At 68.8% G+C, this 20,221-nt stretch carries 19 protein-coding genes; 12 read left to right on the top strand and 7 right to left on the bottom strand.

Annotated features, from left to right (window positions below; all coding sequences use genetic code 11):
* Positions 1-10: 10 nt before the first annotated feature.
* Positions 11-670 (bottom strand): TlpA family protein disulfide reductase, encoded by a 660-nt coding sequence (locus tag B3Z70_RS06750; RefSeq protein WP_292045152.1) that lies wholly within the window; start codon positions 668-670, stop codon positions 11-13.
* On the opposite strand from B3Z70_RS06750, the gene argH reads away from it, so the two are divergent.
* The 5 genes from argH to B3Z70_RS06725 all read left to right on the top strand — a co-directional run bounded on the left by argH (position 669) and on the right by B3Z70_RS06725 (position 5,382).
* A complete protein-coding gene (gene argH / locus B3Z70_RS06745) occupies positions 669-2,108 on the top strand; it encodes an argininosuccinate lyase (protein WP_409514371.1) in 1,440 nt (479 codons plus the stop codon). The genes B3Z70_RS06750 and argH overlap by 2 nt on opposite strands.
* Positions 2,105-2,335 (top strand): hypothetical protein, encoded by a 231-nt coding sequence (locus B3Z70_RS06740; protein WP_292023698.1) that lies wholly within the window; start codon positions 2,105-2,107, stop codon positions 2,333-2,335. Before argH ends, B3Z70_RS06740 begins: the two co-directional genes overlap by 4 nt.
* 3 nt (positions 2,336-2,338) lie before the next feature.
* A complete protein-coding gene (lysA, locus tag B3Z70_RS06735; protein ID WP_292045151.1) occupies positions 2,339-3,613 on the top strand; it encodes a diaminopimelate decarboxylase in 1,275 nt (424 codons plus the stop codon).
* A gap of 51 nt (positions 3,614-3,664) precedes the next feature.
* Positions 3,665-4,321, top strand: a complete 657-nt coding sequence (locus tag B3Z70_RS06730) for a hypothetical protein (RefSeq protein ID WP_292045149.1) — start codon at positions 3,665-3,667, stop codon at positions 4,319-4,321.
* 74 nt (positions 4,322-4,395) lie between these two features.
* Complete coding sequence (locus B3Z70_RS06725; RefSeq protein ID WP_292045148.1) at positions 4,396-5,382, top strand: cation diffusion facilitator family transporter; 987 nt, start codon at positions 4,396-4,398, stop codon at positions 5,380-5,382.
* A 173-nt stretch (positions 5,383-5,555) separates the two neighbouring features.
* Here the strand turns inward: B3Z70_RS06725 and B3Z70_RS06720 are convergent, their stop codons facing one another.
* On the bottom strand, positions 5,556-6,413 hold the full coding sequence (locus tag B3Z70_RS06720) for a glutamate racemase (RefSeq protein ID WP_292045147.1): 858 nt from the start codon (positions 6,411-6,413) through the stop codon (positions 5,556-5,558).
* Positions 6,414-6,543: 130 nt separating this feature from the next.
* Here B3Z70_RS06720 and B3Z70_RS06715 point away from each other — a divergent pair, with 130 nt between their 5' ends.
* Positions 6,544-8,727 (top strand): M3 family metallopeptidase, encoded by a 2,184-nt coding sequence (locus tag B3Z70_RS06715; protein WP_292045146.1) that lies wholly within the window; start codon positions 6,544-6,546, stop codon positions 8,725-8,727.
* A gap of 81 nt (positions 8,728-8,808) precedes the next feature.
* On the opposite strand, the gene B3Z70_RS06710 is transcribed toward B3Z70_RS06715, so the two are convergent.
* Positions 8,809-9,096, bottom strand: a complete 288-nt coding sequence (locus B3Z70_RS06710; RefSeq protein WP_292045144.1) for a UrcA family protein — start codon at positions 9,094-9,096, stop codon at positions 8,809-8,811.
* Between the two features lie 227 nt (positions 9,097-9,323).
* On the opposite strand from B3Z70_RS06710, the gene B3Z70_RS06705 reads away from it, so the two are divergent.
* The gene (locus tag B3Z70_RS06705) at positions 9,324-10,289 is read left to right on the top strand and encodes a magnesium and cobalt transport protein CorA (RefSeq protein ID WP_292045142.1); all 966 of its coding nucleotides are present in this window, start codon (positions 9,324-9,326) and stop codon (positions 10,287-10,289) included.
* 68 nt (positions 10,290-10,357) lie between these two features.
* Here B3Z70_RS06705 and ppc read toward each other — a convergent pair whose 3' ends face one another.
* Positions 10,358-13,057 (bottom strand): phosphoenolpyruvate carboxylase, encoded by a 2,700-nt coding sequence (ppc, locus tag B3Z70_RS06700; protein ID WP_312124337.1) that lies wholly within the window; start codon positions 13,055-13,057, stop codon positions 10,358-10,360.
* A gap of 182 nt (positions 13,058-13,239) precedes the next feature.
* On the opposite strand from ppc, the gene B3Z70_RS06695 reads away from it, so the two are divergent.
* Positions 13,240-14,433 (top strand): divergent polysaccharide deacetylase family protein, encoded by a 1,194-nt coding sequence (locus tag B3Z70_RS06695; RefSeq protein ID WP_292045286.1) that lies wholly within the window; start codon positions 13,240-13,242, stop codon positions 14,431-14,433.
* Positions 14,433-14,909, top strand: coding sequence for an RNA pyrophosphohydrolase (locus tag B3Z70_RS06690; protein ID WP_292045141.1), 477 nt, complete (start codon positions 14,433-14,435; stop codon positions 14,907-14,909). The genes B3Z70_RS06695 and B3Z70_RS06690 overlap by 1 nt, the downstream gene beginning before the upstream one ends.
* 52 nt (positions 14,910-14,961) lie before the next feature.
* Here the strand turns inward: B3Z70_RS06690 and B3Z70_RS06685 are convergent, their stop codons facing one another.
* Entirely contained in the window at positions 14,962-15,426 is a 465-nt protein-coding gene (locus B3Z70_RS06685) for an Hsp20 family protein (RefSeq protein WP_292020089.1), read from the bottom strand.
* Positions 15,427-15,693: 267 nt separating this feature from the next.
* Between B3Z70_RS06685 and B3Z70_RS06680 the strand changes: the two genes are divergently transcribed.
* The 3 genes from B3Z70_RS06680 to B3Z70_RS06670 all read left to right on the top strand — a co-directional run bounded on the left by B3Z70_RS06680 (position 15,694) and on the right by B3Z70_RS06670 (position 18,573).
* Positions 15,694-16,509 carry a class I SAM-dependent methyltransferase gene (locus B3Z70_RS06680; protein WP_292045140.1) on the top strand — a complete coding sequence of 272 codons (816 nt, stop codon included), beginning with the start codon at positions 15,694-15,696 and terminating at the stop codon, positions 16,507-16,509.
* A 91-nt stretch (positions 16,510-16,600) separates the two neighbouring features.
* Positions 16,601-17,527, top strand: a complete 927-nt coding sequence (locus B3Z70_RS06675) for a class I SAM-dependent methyltransferase (protein ID WP_292045139.1) — start codon at positions 16,601-16,603, stop codon at positions 17,525-17,527.
* A complete protein-coding gene (locus tag B3Z70_RS06670) occupies positions 17,524-18,573 on the top strand; it encodes an alpha/beta fold hydrolase (RefSeq protein ID WP_292045138.1) in 1,050 nt (349 codons plus the stop codon). Before B3Z70_RS06675 ends, B3Z70_RS06670 begins: the two co-directional genes overlap by 4 nt.
* Before the next feature lie 273 nt (positions 18,574-18,846).
* On the opposite strand, the gene hisN is transcribed toward B3Z70_RS06670, so the two are convergent.
* On the bottom strand, positions 18,847-19,632 hold the full coding sequence (gene hisN / locus B3Z70_RS06665) for a histidinol-phosphatase (RefSeq protein ID WP_292045135.1): 786 nt from the start codon (positions 19,630-19,632) through the stop codon (positions 18,847-18,849).
* 48 nt (positions 19,633-19,680) lie between these two features.
* Positions 19,681-20,058, bottom strand: a complete 378-nt coding sequence (locus tag B3Z70_RS06660) for a helix-turn-helix domain-containing protein (RefSeq protein WP_292045133.1) — start codon at positions 20,056-20,058, stop codon at positions 19,681-19,683.
* Positions 20,059-20,221: the final 163 nt, after the last annotated feature.

Raw genomic sequence — 20,221 nt, 5'->3', positions numbered from 1 at the left:
GCGGCGGGCCTTATTGCGGCTTGGGGCCTTCCGCCAGCAGGGCGTCGATCAGGGCGCGGGCCTCCGGGCCGGACCAGTCGGCCTCGCCCGTCTTGACGGCGCGGATGCGGCCCTCGCGGTCGAGCAGGATGGTCTGGGGCATGGCGCCCTTGCCGGGAAACTCGAACGGCAGCTGGAATTGGGCGTCGCTGTAGAAGGGCAGAGGCGCGTGGTCGTCGAGGAAGCGTCTGGCCTCGGCCGCCGCGTCCGGCGTGGCGTCGACGTTGATCGGCAGGACCACCAGATCCTCGTTGGCCGCATAGGCTTTGGCCAGCGCCTGGAGCGTCGGCATCTCGGCCTTGCACGGCGCGCACCACATGGCCCACAGGTTCACCACCACCACCTTGCCGTGAAAGGCCGAGAAGCGGGCGGCCGTGCCGGTGCGGTCGCGAAAGGCGTATTCGGGCGCCGGGGCGTGGTCGGTCGGGGTGGACAGGGTGGAAAGCGAGCCGACGGCGAAGCGCGCCAGGTCGCTTTTCGGGGCCGCATTGGCGTTTGCGGCCTCTTGCACTTGCGCGTCCTGGCGATGATTGGCGTATAGCGACATCGCCATGCCGCCGGCGCCGGCGATGGTGCTGACCACCACGACCGCGCCGATTATCGCCCAGATCGCCTTTCTAGAGCCGCTCATGACCCAATCCACTCCTGCCGACGCCACGTCATCCGCCGGTTCGACTGCGCCGGTGAAGCCGGCGGGTCAAGACATGTGGGGCGGACGCTTTTCGTCGCGCCCGGCCGAGATCATGCAGGCGATCAACGTCTCCATCGGCGTGGATCAGCGTCTGTGGCGTCAGGATCTGGCCGGTTCGCGCGCCCACTGCCGAATGCTGGCCAAGCAGGGAATCATCCAACAGGCCGACGCCGACGCCATCCTGGGCGGGCTGGACGCCATCGAATCCGAGATGGTGGACGGGACCTTCCCCTTCCGCGACCAGTTCGAGGACATCCACATGAATGTGGAGGCGCGGCTGAACGAGCTGATCGGCGAACCCTCGGGCCGTCTGCACACGGCGCGCAGCCGCAACGACCAGGTGGCGCTGGACTTCCGCCTGTGGGTCCGCGATGCCTGCGACCGCTCCGTCGCCCAGTTGAAGGCCTTGCAGGCCGCCCTGTTGAACCGGGCTGAACAACACGCGGGCGACCTGATGCCGGGCTTCACCCATCTTCAGACCGCCCAGCCGGTGACGCTGGGCCACCATCTGATGGCCTATGTCGAGATGTTCGGGCGCGACGCCGGTCGGTTCGCCGACGCCCGCGCCCGCATGAACGAAAGCCCGCTGGGCGCGGCGGCGCTGGCCGGTTCGCCCTTCCCCATCGACCGCCACATGACGGCGCGGGACCTGGGCTTCGAGCGCCCGATGGCCAACAGCCTGGACGCCGTGTCGGACCGCGATTTCGCGCTGGAAAGCCTGGCCGCCGCCTCGATCACGGCGGGGCATCTGTCGCGTCTGGCCGAGGAGATCGTGGTCTGGATGACGCCGATGTTCGGTTTCGCCACGCTGCCCGACGATCTGACCACCGGCTCTTCGATCATGCCGCAGAAGCGCAATCCCGACGCCTCCGAACTGGTGCGGGCCAAGACCGGCCGGATCATGGGTTCGCTGGTCGCCCTGTCCACCGTGATGAAGGGCCTGCCGCTGGCCTATTCCAAGGACATGCAGGAGGACAAGCCGCCGGTGTTCGAGGCTTTCGACGCCCTGGACATGGCCCTGAACGCCATGACCGCCATGGTCGCGGCGCTGCGTCCCAACACAGAGCGTATGGCCGCGGCCGCCGGGGCAGGCTTCTCGACCGCCACGGATCTGGCCGACTGGCTGGTGCGCGAACTGAACCTGCCGTTCCGCAAGGCCCACCATGTCACGGGCGCTGCGGTGAAGCGGGCCGAGGGGCTGGGCGTGGATCTGGCGCAACTGCCGCTGGAAGAGATGCAGAAACTGGAGCCGGGGATCACCGAAGCGGTTTACAAGGTGCTGACCGCCCAGGCTTCGTGCGAAAGTCGTCAGAGCTATGGGGGAACCGCGCCGGAACAGGTCCGTGCGCGTATCGCCGACTGGAGAGATCGCCTGTGAAAAAGACCCTGATCCTCGCGGGCGCGCTCGCCCTTCTGACCGCCGCCTGCGGCCGCATGGCCGATCTGGAATCGCCGGTGCGCCAGACCGAACGCGCGCCGCGCGACAGCCGCGCGCCGCATCTGCCCGAGCCGGCGACGATGAACCGTCCGTCCAGCAGCGTGCCGATCGACGGCGGGCCCTCCAATCCCATCGGCGCCGGCGCCGCCCAGAACGATCCGCGATAGACCTTGCACCATTTCGACCTGAAGGACGGCGCCCTGCATGCCGAGGGCGTGCCGCTGGAGTTGATCGCCGACGAGGTGGGCACGCCCGCCTATGTCTATTCGACCGCGACGCTGAAGCGGCATTACGGCCTGCTGCGCGCCGCCGCCGACGCGCATCGCGACGCGCTGGGCGAGGCCCTGATCGCCTTTGCGGTCAAGGCCAACTCCAACCTTTCGGTCCTGGCCACCCTGGCGAAACTGGGGTCCGGCGCCGACACCGTGTCCGAGGGCGAGATCCGGCGCGCGCTGGCGGCGGGCGTGCCGGCCGACCGGATCATCTTTTCCGGCGTGGGCAAGACCGACGTCGAAATGGCCTTCGCCATCAGCGTCGGGGTGCGTCAGATCAATGTCGAATCCGGCGCCGAGCTGGACCGGCTGATCGCCGTCGCGGCGATGATGGATGCGGCGCCGGCCATCGCCATCCGGGTCAATCCCAATGTGGGGGCGGGCGGTCACGCCAAGATCACGACCGGCGGCAAGGGCGACAAGTTCGGCGTGCCGGTCGCGGAGGCGATGGACCTGTACGCCCAGGCGTCGGCCTCGCCCCATGTCAAGCCGGTCGGTCTGGCCTGTCATATCGGCAGCCAGATCACCGACCTGGCCCCGCTGGAGGCCGCCTTCACCGTTTTGGCGGAGATGACGCGCGCTCTGCGCGGCCAGGGTCATGCGGTGACGCGGCTGGACCTGGGCGGCGGGCTGGGCGTGCCCTATTCGGGCGGCGTCGAGCCGCCGTCGCCGGCCCATTACGTCGCCATGGCCGCGCGGGTGCTGAACGGGCTGGACGTCGAGGCGGCGTTCGAGCCGGGCCGGCTGCTGGCCGCCAACGCCGGGGTGTTGCTGAGCCAGGTGATCCAGGTCAACGAACGTTCGGACGGGCGCCGGTTCCTGGTGCTGGACGCGGCGATGAACGACCTGATGCGGCCGGCCCTCTATGACGCCTTCCACGACATCCGCCCGGTGGCGCCGCGCGGCGGCAAGGCCCTGGCCTATGACGTCGTGGGGCCGGTGTGCGAGACGGGCGACACCTTCGCGCGCGACCGCGACCTGGCGCCGCTGGAGGCCGAGGATCTGGTGGTCTTCACCGGGGCGGGGGCCTATGGCGCGGTCATGGCCAGCGAATACAACAGCCGGCCGCTGATCCCCGAGGTGCTGGTGGACGGGGATCAATGGGCCGTGATCCGCCCGCGCCCCACCTATGAAGAGATGCTGGATCGCGAGCCGTTCGCCGACTGGCTGTAAAGAGTCGAATTCCGCTCGACTGTTATAAAGTAACACGCTATAGGCCGGCTCATGTCCCCCGGCGCCGAACAGTCCGTGCTCTTGTCCCTGCTGGGGGGCGGCTTCGTGGCGGCCTTTCTGCACGCCGCCCTGCCGACCCACTGGCTGCCCTTCACCCTGGTCGGACGGGCGCAGGGCTGGCGGCCGCACCGCATCCTGCTGGCGGTGACGGCGGCGGGCCTAGCCCATATCGCCACGACGGCGGTGGTCGGCGGCCTGATCGTGGCGGCGGGCCTGGCGCTGGACCAATGGATCGAGGGGGTGTTGCCGCACCTGGCGGCGGTGCTGCTGTTCCTATTCGGGGCCTTCTATCTGGCGCGTTCGGCCCTGCGGCGTCCGGCCCTGGCAGGCGGCCCGGCGCTGGAGACGCCCGATCCGGCCGTGTCGGACAAGGCCGCCTTCCTGGGACTGGTGGCCATGATGGCGGTGTCGCCGGGCGAGGTGCTGCTGCCCATCTATCTGTCCTCGGCTTCGGCGGGGATCGGCGCCCTGGCGATGCTGACGGTGATGTTCGCGATCGGGACGGTCGCCGGCATGGCGGTGTTCACGGCCCTGGCCAGCGCCGGCGCCTCCATCCTGCGGCTGGAGCGGTGGGCGCGTTACGAAGGGGCCGTGCTGGGCCTGGCCCTGATCGCGCTGGGCCTCGTGGTGGCCATGCACCAGCACTGACATTATGTGATAACATTCAATCTGTTATCAAGTATCGGCTTGGCTGTTTCGGCAAAGGGCGTATAGGCGAAACCATGAACGCCGCCCACGATCACAGCTCCCACCCCGACCATGGCCACGATCACGCCGATCATGGTCACGGCCATTCGCACGCGCACGGTCACAGCCATGGCCATGGCGGCCACAGCCACGGGCCGGTCGATACCGGCGACTGGCGCTATGCGGTCGGGCTGGTGGTCAATCTGATCTTCGTGGCCTGCGAGTTCGGCGCCGGGCTGATGGCGGATTCCACCGCCCTGTTGGCCGATGCGGGGCACAATCTGTCCGACGTCCTGGGTCTGGCCATGGCGGGCGGGGCGGCCTGGCTGGCGCGGCGCGGGGCGCACGGGGCGGCGGGCGGTCGGCGGACCTATGGGTTCGGCAAGGCGACGGTGCTGGCCGCGCTGGGCAATGCGCTTCTGCTGATCTTCGCCTGCGGGGCCATCGCCTTCGAGGCCGTGCGGCGCTTCAACGAACCGGCGCCGGTGGGGTCCGCGACCATCATGGTGGTGGCCGGGATCGGCTTCGTCATCAACCTGGGCACGGCGCTGCTGTTCATGAAGTCCCAGCACGACCTGAACGCCAAGGGGGCCTATCTGCACATGATGGCCGACGCCGGCGTGTCGCTGGGCGTCGTGGTCGCGGGCGCGGTCATACTGGCCACCGGCTGGTCGGTGGTCGATCCGCTGGTCAGCCTGGCGATCGTGGTGGTGATCCTGTGGTCCACCTGGGGACTGCTGAAGGATTCGGTCAATCTGGCCATGGACGGGGCGCCCAGCGGCGTGGACGTGCCCGCGCTGGAGAAGGCGCTGGTCGGCCTGCCGGGCGTGCGGGCGGTGCACGACCTGCACGTCTGGGCCCTGTCGACCACGGACACGGCCCTGACCGCGCACCTGGTCCACGACCGGACGGATTCGGCGGCGCTGATCGGCGAAGCCCAGGCCGTGGCGCGGCGCTACGCCATCAACCACACGACGCTGCAGCTGGAGAGCGAGCCGCTGCCGGATTGTCCGGGGTGCTGATGCTCGACCACTCTATATAGCTCGTCATCCTAGGCCTTGTGCCTAGGATCCATAAACTCGGATGTCGTCGCAAAGCGGCCGCCGCGACGCACTCGCTCGATGGCCTGCCACCGGGAGTCTGGATCCTAGGCGCAAGGCCTAGGATGACGGGCGTGGGGCGTGGGGAGCAGCCCCTACGCCTGTTCGAACGTCACCGGCGCGCCCCAGAACTGGGCGACCAGTTCGGATTGGGGGCCGGCCTGGCCGGTGGTCAGGAAGTCGCGGCGGCCGCTGTCGCCCAGGTCGTATTCGGGGTGCGCCTTGAAATAGCGTTCCAGGGCGTCGGCCACCGCCGTCGGCTGTTCGATCAGCACCGTGCCCGCCGGCAGGGCCTGGGCGAACAGTTCGGCGACGATCTCATAATGGGTGCAGCCCAGGATGGCCTTGTCCGGGTGACGGCCGATGCGGCGGCGCAGCGCATCGACGTGGTCGTCGATCACCACCTTCAGCTCCTCGGCCGGGGCGCCCAGCTCGATCAGACCGGCCAGGCCTGGGCAGGGCTCGCAGAAGACGGCGATGTCCTCGCGTCGCTTGTCGATCTCGATCTCGTAGACGCGGCTGATGGCGGTGGCGGCGGTGCAGAAGACGCCGGTGATGTCGATGGAGGCGACCTTCTCGCCCTCCTGCGGGCGCTCGGCCTCGAAGCTCCAGGGCTTGCCGGTCGCCGCCTCGATGGTCGGCACGATGATGCCTAGGATGTTGACCGGGCGACCCAGCCGCTCGCGCAGACCCGGCAGCCAGGTCTGCTGCAGTCGGCGAAGCGCGATGGCGCTGGCGGTGTTGCAGGCCAGGACCACGACCGAGGCGCCGGCGTCGAACAGCCGTTCGCAGCCAACCTTGGTCAGTTCGACGATGTCCTCGCCGCCGCGCCCGCCATAGGGGGCGTGGGCCTGATCGGCCAGATAGACGAAGTCCCGCTGGGGGAAACGCCGCGTCAGTTCGCGGTGGACGGTCAGGCCGCCCACGCCGGAGTCGAAAACACCAATGGCCATGGCCCGCATTTAGAACAGTGCGACGACGTATCCAACCGGATTGGAGCGAAGATTACGCCGCCATCAGGTGACGGGGGCGTTTCGTGCGCCTAAGTGTGTGACCGACCATGATCTTCTTTCGGAGCATTCCATGCATAGACGCCAGCTTCTCATCGCGGGCGGCAGCCTGATGGCCCTGTCGGCCTGCGCCTCCACCGGCGCCGCCTCTGGCGGGTCCGCCGCCGCGCCGTCGGCCGCCAGCGTCGCCGAGGAAGCGCGCATCGCCCGCGCCGTCCTGCCCGCCCAGGCGCCGCGCGCCGAGCTGCTGCAGGTCTGGACCGGCAAGTACGACGGCGTGCCGCCCTTCGACAAGGTGACGCCGGCCAAGCTGCGCGAGGCCATGCTGGAAGGCATCGAACTGCAACGCGCCGACATCGCCGCCATCGCCGACAACCCCGAGGCCCCGACCTTCGCCAACACCATGGCGGCGCTGGAGCTAGCTGGAGAGCCGCTGGACCGGGCGTCCAACATCTATGGCGTCATGACCTCCAACATCGGCGGCGAAGCCTATGACGCGGTCGACACCGAACTGTCGCCCCTGCTGTCGGCCGCCTCTGACGAGATCACCTTCAACGAAAAGCTGTTCCAGCGGGTCAAGACGGTCGCCGACACCGCCGACGCGGCGGGCCTGAGCGCCCAGCAGAAGCGTCTGGCCGAGCGCCGTCGCGACGCCTTCATCCGTTCGGGCGCCAATCTGGACGCGGCCGGCAAGGCCGAACTGGGCCGGATCAACACCGCCCTCTCCAACGCCTTCACCCGCTTCGGCCAGAAGGTCGTCGCCGACGAGAACGCCTGGACCGTGATCCCGAACGAGGCGGGCCTGGCGGGTCTGCCCGAGTCCAACAAGGCCGCCGCCGCCGGCGCGGCGCGCAGCCGCAACCTCCAGGGCTGGGCCATCCTGAACACCCGTTCGGCGGTCGATCCCTTCCTGACCTTCGCCGACGACCGGGCCCTGCGCGAACAGGTCTGGAAGAAGTTCGTCAATCGCGGCGACAACGGCGACGCCAACGACACCAACTCCACCATCGCCGAGATCGTGAAGCTGCGCGATCAGCGCGCCAAGCTCCTGGGCTATCGCAACCACGCCGAACTGCGGATGCAGGACACCATGGCCAAGACGCCGGCGGCGGCCGAGGCCCTGATGAACCGCGTCTGGGCGCCGGCCAAGGCCCGCGTCGCCGAGGAGGTCGCCGACATGAAGGCGATCGCCGGTTTCGACATCGAGCCGTGGGACTATCTCTACTTCGCCGAGAAGGTCCGCAAGGCAAAGTACGACCTGGATCAGAACCAGCTGAAGCCGTATTTCGAGCTGAACGCGGTCCGCGCCGGCTCCTTCGCCATGGCCGAGCGTCTGTACGGCTTCAAGTTCACCAAACTGCCCAAGGGTTCGGTCCCGACCTTCGAGCCGGACGTCGAGGTCTATGAGCTGCACGACAAGGCCACCGGCAAGCTGATCGGCCTGTATTACACCGACGACTACGCCCGTCCGGGCAAGCGTTCGGGCGCCTGGATGACCACCTATCGCTCGTTCTCGCAGCTGGACGGCTCCAAGATCATCCTGGGCTCGAACAACAACAACTTCACCAAGCCGGAGCCGGGCGAGCCCGTCCTGATCTCGCTGGACGACGCCGAGACCCTGTTCCATGAGTTCGGCCACACCCTGCACTATTTCTCGTCGGTGGTGACCTATCCGTCGTTCGGCAACACGCCGCGCGACTTCGTGGAATATCCGTCGCAGGTGCACGAGCACTGGGTGCTGAGCCGCCCGATCCTGGACGGCTATCTGAAACACTATCAGACGGGCCAGGCCATGCCGCAGGCGCTGGTGGACAAGATCGAGGCCGCCGCCACCTTCAATCAGGGCTATGCGACGGTCAGCTATCTGTCCTCGGCCATCGTGGACATGGACCTGCACACCCAGGCCGTGCCGCCGACCGACATCGACGCCTTCGAAAAGGCCAGCCTGGCGCGCATCGGCATGCCCAAGGAGATCGTGATGCGGCACCGCCTGCCGCAGTTCAATCACCTGTTCACGTCCGACGCCTATTCGGCGGGCTACTACAGCTATCTGTGGTCCGAGACGATGGACGCCGACACCTGGGCCTATTTCGAAGAGTCGGGCGACGTGTTCAACCCGGACATCGCCGGCCGCTTCAAGTCGATCATGCTGGCGCCCGGCAACACCACCGACCGCGCCGAAGCCTATCGCGCCTTCCGCGGTCGCGACCCGGACGTGGCGGCCCTGCTGAAGGTGCGCGGCTTCCCCGTTTCCTGATGGGGGCGCCGCCCTTCAGGCGGTTTTCAGCGTCATGAATGGGACGCCGTCGGACGATCCGTCCGGCGGCGTCCTTTCGTTTCAGGCGTCGAAGGCGACGCGGCCGCGCGCATAGTCGGTCCGGGCGCGGTCGGGCAGAAGCGACAGGGCTTCGTCCCGCACCTTGTCCATGCAGCTTAGCCGTTCGACGGGCTGTCGACCGGTGCAGAGCGTCCGCGCGACGCGCTGGACGCGGGTGTCGAACGCCGTCGCGCCCGCGCGGCTCGACAGGTCGAGGTCGCCATAGGGGATGCGGGCTTCGATCGGGGCGGCGGCGGCCGAGCCTGCGGCGAGGACAGCGGCGGTCGTCAGAGAGGCGATGCTGAACATGATCCTATTTCCATTTTTCCGCCCCTTGTCGTCCGGGGCAGGGAACGGTGACGCTGGATCGGATCGAAACGGCGAAGCTTCCGAGGCCGAAAGACGGCGCATTCATAATTCGGCGTCATGACATTTCGGTCAGGTTGCAGCCGCCAGCCGCGCGTCGGGGCGATGCGGGCGCTTCAACTCCGCCGCCGCACGCTCTAAGTCTGAGGCGGATCACCTACGGAGCGTCCATGCCGGTCGTCGCCTCTTATGTCTATCGTGACGGCCAGCGCGTGCGCGAGGCGCCGCTGACGGCCGAGGGGCTGGCGCTGGCGGGCGACGAGTTCGTCTGGGTCGGTCTGGTCGATCCGACCGACGCCGAGATCGACGTCCTGGTCCAGCGGTTCAAGCTGCATCCCCTGGCGGTCGAGGACGCCCTGGCCGCGCACCAGATGCCCAAGGTCGAGGTCTATGGCCGCGAACTGTTCGTGGTGGCGCGCACGGCGTTGAAGATCGACGACCGCATCGCCTATGGCGAAACCCATGTCTTCGTCGGCGACGACCATGTGGTCAGCATCCGTCACGGCTCGGCGCGGTCGCACAATCTGCTGCGGGCGCAGCTGGAGGCCTCGCCGCTGCAGCTGAAGAAGGGGCCGGATTTCGTCCTGCACGGCATTCTGGACTTCATCGTCGACGCCTACGCCCCCATCGTCGACGACGCCGAGGACAGCGTTCTGGAGATGGAGCAGCGGACGCTGGACGCCTTTCTGTCGCGGGTCGAGATTCGGCGCCTGTTCACCCTGCGCCGTGAACTGTTGAAGTTCCGCCGCATCCTGGGGCCGATGGAGGAGGTGGTCGGGCGGCTGCAGTCGCTGGACATGCCCTGCATCGACCCGGACGTGCGCCTCTATTTCCGCGACGTCGGCGACCATGTGCGCCGCGTCGCCAGCCGGCTGGGCGGGCTGAACGACATTCTGTCGTCGGTGTTCGAGGTCGCCAATCTGCTGGAGCAGCAGCGCCAGGGCGTCATCACCCGCAAGCTGGCCTCCTGGGCCGCGCTGCTGGCGGTGCCGACCGCCATCGCCGGAATCTACGGCATGAATTTCGAGTTCATGCCCGAACTGCACTGGCGCTATGGCTACCTCGCCGCGCTGGCCCTGATGGCGTCCATCTGCACGGGCCTGTTCATCACGTTCAAGAAGACGAAGTGGCTGTAGCCCATAATCGCCGTCATCCTCGGACTTGACCCGAGGATGACGGAGGGGCGACGGCGGCGGCGCGGGCCTTACCCGCTGTTCCTCAAACCCGCCGCCACGCCGTTGATGGCCAAGAGAATGCCTTCGCGGACGCGGGGGTCGTCGTCGCCGGCGCGGCGGCGGCGGATCAGTTCGATCTGGACGTGGTTCAGCGGCTCGACATAGGGCATCCGCAGACGGATCAGCCGGTCCAGCTCGGGCTGGCCGCCCAGCAGCTGATCGTGGCCTGTGATGGCCAGGATGGCGTCGTGGGTACGGTCCCATTCGGCGCGGATCTCGCCATAGATGGAGGCCGCCAGCGAGGCGTCCGGGACCAGGGTGGCGTAGCGCCGGGCGATGGTCATGTCCGACTTGGCCATGACCATCTCCATGTTCTGGACCAGGGTCTTGAAGAAGGGCCAGGCCTCGGCCATCGCCTTCAGCTCGCCCATGTCGCAGCCCTGAACCGCCGAGCCGAAGCCGAACCAGCCGGGCAGCATGACCCGGCTCTGCGACCAGCTGAACACCCAGGGAATGGCGCGCAAATCCTCGATCCGGGTCGAGGCGGTGCGCGACGACGGGCGCGAGCCGATCTTCAGATCGGCGATCTCGGCGATGGGGGTGGCGGCGCGGTAATAGTCGACGAAGCCGTCCGTCTCATAGACCAGCTTGCGATAGGCGGCCATCGACCGGGCCGACAGGTCCGACAGGGTTGCGCCATGTTCGGCGGTGAAGGCGTGGTCCGTCCCCTGGCCCAGCGAGGCCAGGACGGCGCCGCAGGTCAGGGCGTCCAGATTGCGCAGGGCGATTTCCGGCTCGCCGTATTTGTTGGCGATGACTTCGCCCTGTTCGGTGGTGCGGATGCGGCCCTGAACCGTGCCTTCCGGCTGGGCCAGGACGCCGGCGAAGGCCGAGCCGCCGCCGCGACCGACCGTGCCGCCGCGCCCGTGGAACAGTTGCAGCTTCAGGTCATGGTTCTGCGTCACCTCGACCAGGGCGCGCGACGCCTCGTGCAGCTCCCAGCCCGAGGTCAGGTAGGAGCCGTCCTTGTTGGAGTCCGAGTAGCCGATCATCACCTCCTGCACCCCGCGCGCCTTGGCGACGGCGAGGGCGGACGGTTCCTGAAGCAGACGCTCCAGCGTCGGGCGGGCGGCGCGCAGGTCCTCGATGGTCTCGAACAGGGGCGCGGCCTGGATGGGGCAGGCGGCGGGGTCCTCGGGCCGATACAGCCCGACCTCCTTCAACAGCAGATAGACCTCCAGCAGGTCCGAGGCCGCATCGGTCTTGGACACGATATGGGTGCGGATCGCCTGAGGCCCGAAGGCGGCGAGCGCGGTCGCGGCCGCCTGCAGGATGGCGCGCTCCTTCAGGGTTTCCGGCTCGTAGTCGGCATAGGGGCTGAACAGCAGGCGCGACGACGCCAGTTCGTCGGCCAGGACTTTCAGACGCCCCTCCTCGTCCAACGCCAGATAGTCGAGTTCGACGCCGGCGACCTTCAGCAGGTCGGCGACGACGCGCTCATGCACATCGGCGTTCTGGCGCATGTCCAGGGTCGCCATGTGGAAGCCGAACACCTCGACCGCCGTGATCAGGTCGCTGAGCCGGTCGTCGGCGAAGACGCCGCCGTGGTGCGACACCAGGCTGTCGTGCAGGGTCTTCAGATCGGCCTCGAAGGCGTCGGGGCCGGGATAGGGCTCGGCCTCGACGGCGGCGCGGCGCGGCGCGGGGGCGTCGCCCAGCGTCTGGTGCGTGGCGGCCAGGCGCGCATAGACGCCGGTCAGGGCGCGGCGATAGGGTTCGTCCGCCCGGTGGGGCGAGGGGTCGCGCGCGGCGTCGGCCAGGGCCTGAAGCTCGGGCGACACCTGGGCCAGTTCGGCGGCCAGGCTGAGCTCGGCGCCCAGGGCGTGAACCTCGTCCAGATAGAAGGTCAGCACGGCCCGCGCCTGGGTGCGGAAGGCGGCGGCCATGACCGTGGCGTCCACGTTCGGATTGCCGTCGCGGTCGCCCCCGACCCAGGTGCCGACCCGCATGAAGGGTTGAAGGTCCGGCGCGTCCAGCAGACGCCGCCACGCCGCCAACTGCCTGGGCGCGACATGCAGGAAGATGCGGTCCAGGAAGGAGACGACGGTGTCGATCTCGTCCTGCACCACCAGCCCCTGGGTGCGGACCAGGCGGGTGGCCCACAGGATGACGATCTGGCGGCGCAGCGGTTCGGACACGGCGGCCGGGGTGCAGGCGTCGCCGGCCTTGTCGCAGGCGTCCAGTATGTCGGTGATGGCGGCGATCCGGTCGATGACGCTCTTGCGCCGCACCTCCGACGGGTGGGCGGTCAGGACGGGCGAGATCAGCGACTGGTCCAGCAGGGCGCGCACGGCCGCCTGGCCCACGCCCTGATCCGCCAGACGCTTCAGCGCGCCTTCGGGCGTGTCGGGCCGGGCGCCGGCCTCGGCCTGATCCTGCGCGCGCCGGCGGGTCGAGCGGTCCTCGGCGATATTGGCCAGAAGCGAGAACAACGCAAAGCCGTGGGCCAGGCCCGCCGCCTGGTCCACCGTCATTGCGGTCAGCAGCTTCTCCAGCCGCTTGGCCGGATGGGAGGCGGGATCGCGGTGATAGGCGATGGAGGCCTGGCGCACCGCCTCGACGTGATCGAACAGGGCCTGTCCGCCTTCCTGGCGGATGATGTCGCCCAGAATGCCCCCCAGCAGACGGACTTCGTCGCGCAGGGCGTCGTCGGCGGCAGGGCTCATCATTGCTTCAGTCCAGGGCTTTGACGGGGAGATGCGCATGTGACGTATGCCAAACCGCCGCGTCAACGCACGAACCGTGTCAAAGGCCAAAACCGTGCGATCATGGTGAACCGGCCGTTAGGGTTTCTTAACCGGCGCGCGGCGATGATGGGGCGTAGGAGTCCAGATCGGTCCCGCCCGTGCCCATGTTCGCAAAACGCCAGTCCGCCCTCGCCGCCGCCGCCGGAGCCGCTCCGCGCGTCAGGGACGGCGCTGGGCTCAAGCCCGTCGTCGATGCGCTGAGGAAGCCGCCGGTCGCGGCGGGCCTTGCGGGTCTGCTGCTTCTGGGCGCCGGCGCCCTGTTCCTGACCGTGCTGGGCGACCCCAATGCGGGCGCGCCCTCGGCCCATGTGGCGCTGGAGCGCGACAAGCCCGCCCCCGCCGCCCCGGCCCCCAGCGGGTTCGAGGCCTTCTCGATGGGGGCGATGGGGCTTTATCAGAATCTGGCGGGCGGCGGCGATCCGGCGGCGAACGGCGAGGCGGTCATCACCCTGCCGGACGGCGGCAGCGTGTCGGGGTCCGCGCCGCCGGCCTATACGGCGCCGGTCCATGCCGCCTCGCCCTTGGTGAAGGCGCCGATCGCGGGCCTGTCCCAGCCCGGATCGAACGGTCCCCTGCCGATGATCGCGCCGGACGGCCGCGTGCCGGCCCAGGCCTACGCCCGGCCGTTCCGTCCGAACGGCAAGCCGCGCGTGGCCCTGATCGTGGGCGGGTTGGGGCTGAACGCGGTGACGACCCGCGCCGCCATCGAACGTCTGCCGCCCGAGGTGACGCTCAGCTTCGTGCCCTATGCGGACAATCTGCAATCCTGGATCGACCAGGCGCGGGCGCAGGGCCACGAGGTCATGCTGGAAATGCCGATGGAGCCGACCGGCTATCCCGACAACGATCCCGGCCCCTATACACTGCTGGCCGACGGCGGCGCCGACGACGTGGCGGCCAAGATGGATTGGCTGCTGAGCCGCGCGACCGGCTATTTCGGCGTGACCAACTATCTCGGCGACCGTTTCGCAAGCTCCGACACGGGCATGAACGCCTTCCTGACGGTGCTGCGCCAGAAGGGCGTGGCCTTCCTGGACGACGGGTCGTTCCAGCGCCGCCCCGGCGCCTGGTCGCGGGCCAGCGCCGACCGCATCATCGACCGCACCCAGTCCCCCGCCGCCATCATCGCCGCCCTGAACGGGCTGGAGGCCCAGGCCAAGCTGCGCGGCTCGGCCCTGGGAACCGGCTTCAGCTATCCGGTAACGGTCGAGGCCGCCGCCCGCTGGACGGCCGGCCTGGAGCAGCGCGGCCTGCAACTGGCCCCCGCCTCGGCCATGTCGATGCGGCCGGGCCGCTAGTGACCGATCTCTCCGCCTATCGTCCCAATGTCGGGGTCGTGCTGTTCAATCGCGACGGCCGCGTCTGGTATGGCCGTCGCCACGCCACGCCCGGCCCCTATAACTGGCAGTTCCCGCAAGGCGGCGTGGACGAGGGCGAGGATTTGGAGGCGGCGGCGCGGCGCGAGCTGCACGAGGAGACGGGCGTCACCTCGGTCGAGCTGCTGGACCGGACGGCGGACTGGATCCGCTACGACTTTCCGCCCGAGGCGATGAACAACGCCAAGGCCTGGCGCGGCTTCAAGGGCCAGAAGCAGCAGTGGTTCGCCTTCCGCTTCACCGGCGAGGAGACCGAGATCGATCTGGCCGCCGACAAGGACGTGGAGTTCGACGCCTGGCGCTGGGGCGATCTGTCGGAGGCGTGCGACCTGATCGTGCCGTTCAAACGCCCGGCCTATGAACAGGTCGTGGCTGCGTTCAGCCATCTGGCCGCATAAGAAAAAGGGCGGCGCGAACGCCGCCCTCTCCATAGTCGGTCTAAAAGACGGCTCAGGCCGCCTCGGCCTTGCCCTCGATCAGGGGCGAGCCGGCGCCGATCTCGACGCGGCGGGGTTTCAGCGCCTCGGGCAGTTCGCGCTTCAGCGAAATCGACAGCAGGCCGTTGACCAGGTTGGCGTCGGTGACGACGACATAGTCGGCCAGCTGGAACCGGCGCTCGAAGTCGCGCTCGGCCAAGCCGCGATGCAGATAGGTCTTCTGCGGGGCGGCGTCGTCGTTGGCGGTCTTGCGGCCGGTCACGGTCAGCAGGTTCTCCTTCACCTCGATGTTCAGTTCATCGGTGGTGAAGCCCGCGACGGCGATTTCGATGCGATAGGCGTTCTCGCCCGTCGTCTCGATATTGTAGGGGGGATAGCCGCCTTCCGAACTGGTGCGCGAGGCGCTTTCCAGCAGATTGGCCAGACGGTCGAAGCCGACGGCCGAACGGTACAGCGGCGAGAAATCATAGGTACGCATCAGCATCCTCCTGAGGATCAGCAAGGTTGAGCCGCCCGGCGGTTTGGCCCGGACGGTTGGAGATCAGATCGACGACCCGAAACCGGCGCCGTCAGTCTGGAGAGCCCGAAATCGGCGCCCTCGATGGATCAGATGGGAACCCCGAATGCGGCGTCAAGGGGCGGGGGCGACAGGCTGCGACCGATCGTCGGCGTCGCGCCATCGTCATTTGCGTCGGGAGCCGGGCGGCCTATGGAGAAGCCATCTTTAGAGCAGGATCGTCCGCCCATGCGTCTCGCCGCCCTCAGCCTTCTCGCCCTTGCAGCGGCCGCCGCGCCCGTGATGGCCCAGACCGCGCCGCCCGCGTCCCAGACCGAAGGCGCCTGGACGCCGCCGCGTTCGGCCCTGTCCAGCGCCATGCCGACCTTCGCCGAGGACACGGCGCTTCAGACCGCCGTCGCCGCCGAGACCCGGCCCGCCGCCGACCGGGCGCGCGACGTCTATCGTCACCCCTACGAGGCCCTGACCTTCTGGGGGCTGACGCCCGGCATGACGGTGGTGGAGATCGAGCCAGGCGGCGCCAGCTGGTGGCGCCACATCCTGGAGCCCTATGCGGCCGCGACAGGCGGGCGCTATGTCCCGGTCAACAAGCCGCTGGAAAGCATGGGCGTGGCGGACGGCCAGGCCGACTTCGTCCTGGTGGCGCGGGCCTTCCACAACTGGGCGCGCGACGGCCGCACCCAGCCCTATCTGCAGGCCTTCTTCAAGGCGCTGAAGCCCGGCGGCGTCCTGGCCGTCGAACAGCATCGCAGCGCCGAGGGACTGAACGCCGCCGAGGTCGCCTCCACCGGCTATGTGCCCGAAAGCTATGTGATCCACGAGGCGCGCAACGCCGGCTTCGTGCTGGAGGCGCGCAGCGAGCTGAACGCCAATCCCAAGGACGATCACGACCACCCGTTCGGCGTCTGGACCCTGCCGCCCATTCGCCAGTCGGCGGCCCGCAACGATCCGTCCGGCCGGACCCTGACGGCCGAGGAACGCGCCGCCTTAGACGCCGTCGGCGAGAGCGACCGGATGACCCTGCGATTCCGCAAGCCGGAATAGGCCGTTCCGTTTTGACCCGGCCCGCGAACCCGATTAAGCCCGATCCGCCGGGTGTGTCGGGCGCGGGGCCGCACCCTCGCGGGAGTATGGAATGGCGGAAGGTCAGGCGATGGGGCGCGGCGTGTCGCGTCGGTTTCTGCTGGGCGGCGCGACCGCTATGGCGCTGACCGGCATGGCCGCCTGCGGCCGCAAGGACGAGCCAAAGGCGCCCGCCGCGCCGAACGCTCCGCCCGCCCCTTCCGGCCCGCCCGAGGGATCGCTGGACTGGGCGGTCCAGGGATCGTGGCGCTCGGCCCAGGACAAGGCTCGCGACGCCTTCCGCCACCCGATGGAGACGCTGCGCTTCTACGGGCTTCAGCCCAAGATGGCGGTGGTCGAGTTCTGGCCGGGCAGCGGCTGGTACACCGAAATCCTGGCCCCCTATCTGGCCAGGGGCGGCGGCGCCTATGTGGCGGCCCTGTTCCCCGAGGGGCCGACGGCCGATCCGGCCCAGGCGGTCCTGAACGCGGCCTTCCGCACCCGCTTCTCCAGCGACAAGAAACTGTATGGCGAGCCGCAGTTCAGCGTGTTCGGCGCAGCCTCCGGGCCGGTGACGGCGCCCGGCACGGCGGACCTGTGCCTGTTCATGCGCACCCTGCATGGATGGATGGCGGCGGGGATCGCCGAAAAAGCCTTCGCCGACGCCTTCGCGGCGCTGCGGCCCGGCGGCGTCCTGGGGGTCGAACAGCATCGTCTGGCGCCGGCGCAGGATCAGGACCCGGTCGCGGCCAACGGCTATGTCCAGGAAGCCTTCGTGCGCCAGCTGGCCGCCGAGGCGGGCTTCGTCTTCGTCGAGGCGTCCGAGATCAACGCCAATTCCAAGGACACCAAGGATCATCCGTTCGGGGTCGACACCCTGGCGCCGACCCGCCTGACCGCGCCGCGCGGACAACCGGCCGATCCGACCTTCGACCGGACCAAATACGAGGCGATCGGCGAGAGCGATCGCATGACCTTGAAGTTCAGGAAGCCCGAGTGAACCGCGCCCAAGCCTTCGCCGCCAACGCCCCCCTGATGGGGGTGCCCGGCGCCTATCCGCCCCCTGGCGGCAAGGGGGACTGGTTCCGGGGCGCGGGCGGAATGCGCCTGCGCGCCGGCCTGTGGACGCCGTCGCACCTCAGCGCGGACAAGGTGCGCGGAACGGTGGTCCTCAGCCCCGGCCGCACCGAGCCGATCGAGAAATACTACGAGGTCATCGGCAACTTCCTGGCGCGGGGCTGGTGCGTCCTGACCCACGACTGGCGGGGCCAGGGCCTGTCCGCCCGCCTGCTGCCCGACCGTCTGAAGGGCCACGCCCGCGCGGTCGAGGAGTTTCTGGACGACTACAATCGCCTGCTGAACACCTATGAGGACCAGTGTCCCAAGCCGTGGATCATGGTGGGCCATTCGATGGGCGCCTGTCTGAACCTGCTGACGCTGGAAGGCGGCGAGGAGCGGTTCGCGGGCGCGGTCCTGTCCAGCCCCATGCTGCGCATCAAGACCGGCAAGCGGTCGATGTGGTCGGTCAAACTGGTGGTGCGCTGGAACATCCGCCACGGCCAGGCCGGCGACTACATCCTGGGCGACCCGGACGATCCGTTCGACCATAACTTCGCCGAGGACGCCCTGACCTCGGACGCCAGCCGCTACGAGATGTGGCGCCAGCAACTGTTCGCCTGCCCGCACCTGGCCATCGGCGGGCCGACCTACGGCTGGCTGGCCTTTGCGCTGGACGCCGGCGAGCGCGCGCTGAAGCCCAAGGCGCTGAAGGCGGTCAGGGTCCCGGTCGCCATCGTCCAGGCCGACGCCGACGACGTGGTGTGGAAACAGACCACCCGCTGGGCCGCCAAACGCCTGCCGCGCGGCCGCTATGTCGAGGTCGCCGGCGCCAAGCACGAGGTCATCATGGAGGCCGACGATATGCGCGCGGTCTTCCTGAACGAGTTCGACGCCATGGCCGATCTGGTGTCGCCGACGGCGGATGCGGCAGTCGATCCCTCGGCGCGAACCGTGGACGTCACGGCCGAAGAACCGTCCGTGGCCTGACGAACAGCGCCGCCTGGAGCAATCGGCGTGCGAGGTGATGCGGGCCTGAAAGGCGTTCATCACAACGGACACAGCCAGGTCACGACGACCACGGCGAGACCAAACCTGTGTCGGCCCAGGTCTCCACCAGCCATTATCAATCTGCGGCTTCGCCGCCGCAGGTCCTCAATACCTGCCAGACCGGATCACGTCTCCCCTGTGTTCGCCGTGACTTCGCTGTGGCCGTTGTGACGACCCCCTATGCGTTGCAGGCCAACTCGACCGCCGAATGCTCTAGATCGCCGCCCGTTTCAGCGTCACCAGGGCCTGGTCGATCAGGCGGGCGTCGCCGACGGCGAGGATCTGGCCGTTGTCGTCGGGGGCCGCGCCGCGCCAGTTGACGACCTTGCCGCCGGCGGCCTGGATCACGGGGACCAGGGCCGACCAGTCCCAGGGCTTCAGGCTGGTCTCGACGACCATGTCCATCTTGCCGGCCGCCACCATCGCATAGGCATAGGCGTCGCAGCCCAGGCGGGCCAGGCGGGCGGCGGCGCGCACCTGGGTCCAGGCGCCCAGTTCCGCGCCGTTGAAGATGTCGGGGTCGGTGGTGGAGATGACGGCGTCGGTCAGTTTCTCGCACGCCCTGACGGCCAGCGGCGTCTCGGTCTCGCCGCGCAGCAGGCGGGCGCCGGACGGGCCGCCGACGAAAATCTCGTCCAGATAGGGTTGGGCGATGACGCCGACCGAGGGCGTTCCCGCCTGACGCAGCGCGATCAGGGTGGTCCACAGCGGCAGGCCCGAGATGAAGGCGCGGGTGCCGTCGATGGGGTCCAGCACCCAGACCTGTTCCGCCTCGGGACGGTCGGCCCCGTATTCCTCGCCGATGACGCCGTGGTCGGGATAGCGGTCGGCGATCAGGCGACGGATGGCGGCCTCGGCCTGTTTGTCCGCCTCGGTGACGGGATCGAAGCCGGCCGCGCCGCCCTTGTCCTCATGGCCGATGTCCGAGCGGAAAAAGGGCAAGGTGACGCGCGCGGCTTCGCGCGCCAGTTCGATGGCGAAGGCTTCGTATTCGGTCATGCGGCTCCCTTACCGCGCTTTCGCTGGCTTGGGCGCCCCAGATGCGCTTCAGGCCGGGGCGCTGTCGGAATGCAGCGACTTGGCCAGGTCCAGCAGGCGGCGACGGGGGCGCTCGTCCAACTGGTAATAGGCCTGGATCAGGTCCAGCGTCTCCTTGCGCGAGAAGACCTCGCCGCCTTTCAGAGGCGCGGCGTCCTGATCCAGCGCCTCGGCCAGGCCGTCGTAGAAATAGGCGACGGGCGTCTCCAGCGCCTCGGACAGCTGCCACAGGCGGGCGGCCGAGATGCGATTGGCGCCGCATTCGTATTTCTGGATCTGCTGGAAACGGATGCCGACCTGAACGGCCAGCTGCTGCTGGGTCAGGCCCAGCAGACGCCGACGCCGGCGCAGGCGGCGGCCCAGATGCAGGTCGATATCGTCGGCCATGACGTGATCCTCGTCGCGACGTCTGTCCCGATGCGGGACGACACCCCTTCATGGCGGCAATGGTCGTGCCGGTTCGCGCGACAAGCGAAACGTCATTCGTGCAACGCCCGGCGCAACCGGATCGATTGAGGCGCATTTAAAGCGACAGCTTGGCTTTTACAGG

Origin of the sequence: Brevundimonas sp. UBA6550 (assembly GCF_002434505.1) — a bacterium.
Lineage (GTDB): Bacteria > Pseudomonadota > Alphaproteobacteria > Caulobacterales > Caulobacteraceae > Brevundimonas.
The sequence above is the reverse complement of the archived record's forward strand: the minus strand, read 5'-3'. Positions and strand labels throughout refer to the sequence as shown.

Bases quoted from the DNA above. Each gene is read 5' to 3' on its own strand.
- ppc (WP_312124337.1), bottom strand. From the start codon at position 13,057: ATGATGAGCCCTGCCGCCGACGACGCCCTGCGCGACGAAGTCCGTCTG.
- hisN (WP_292045135.1), bottom strand. From the start codon at position 19,632: ATGACCGAATACGAAGCCTTCGCCATCGAACTGGCGCGCGAAGCCGCG.
- B3Z70_RS06705 (WP_292045142.1), top strand. From the start codon at position 9,324: ATGCCGGTCGTCGCCTCTTATGTCTATCGTGACGGCCAGCGCGTGCGC.
- B3Z70_RS06715 (WP_292045146.1), top strand. From the start codon at position 6,544: ATGCATAGACGCCAGCTTCTCATCGCGGGCGGCAGCCTGATGGCCCTG.
- B3Z70_RS06710 (WP_292045144.1), bottom strand. From the start codon at position 9,096: ATGTTCAGCATCGCCTCTCTGACGACCGCCGCTGTCCTCGCCGCAGGC.
- argH (WP_409514371.1), top strand. From the start codon at position 669: ATGACCCAATCCACTCCTGCCGACGCCACGTCATCCGCCGGTTCGACT.
- B3Z70_RS06725 (WP_292045148.1), top strand. From the start codon at position 4,396: ATGAACGCCGCCCACGATCACAGCTCCCACCCCGACCATGGCCACGAT.
- B3Z70_RS06750 (WP_292045152.1), bottom strand. From the start codon at position 670: ATGAGCGGCTCTAGAAAGGCGATCTGGGCGATAATCGGCGCGGTCGTG.
- B3Z70_RS06685 (WP_292020089.1), bottom strand. From the start codon at position 15,426: ATGCGTACCTATGATTTCTCGCCGCTGTACCGTTCGGCCGTCGGCTTC.
- B3Z70_RS06730 (WP_292045149.1), top strand. From the start codon at position 3,665: ATGTCCCCCGGCGCCGAACAGTCCGTGCTCTTGTCCCTGCTGGGGGGC.
- B3Z70_RS06720 (WP_292045147.1), bottom strand. From the start codon at position 6,413: ATGGCCATTGGTGTTTTCGACTCCGGCGTGGGCGGCCTGACCGTCCAC.
- B3Z70_RS06695 (WP_292045286.1), top strand. From the start codon at position 13,240: ATGTTCGCAAAACGCCAGTCCGCCCTCGCCGCCGCCGCCGGAGCCGCT.
- B3Z70_RS06660 (WP_292045133.1), bottom strand. From the start codon at position 20,058: ATGGCCGACGATATCGACCTGCATCTGGGCCGCCGCCTGCGCCGGCGT.
- B3Z70_RS06680 (WP_292045140.1), top strand. From the start codon at position 15,694: ATGCGTCTCGCCGCCCTCAGCCTTCTCGCCCTTGCAGCGGCCGCCGCG.
- B3Z70_RS06675 (WP_292045139.1), top strand. From the start codon at position 16,601: ATGGCGGAAGGTCAGGCGATGGGGCGCGGCGTGTCGCGTCGGTTTCTG.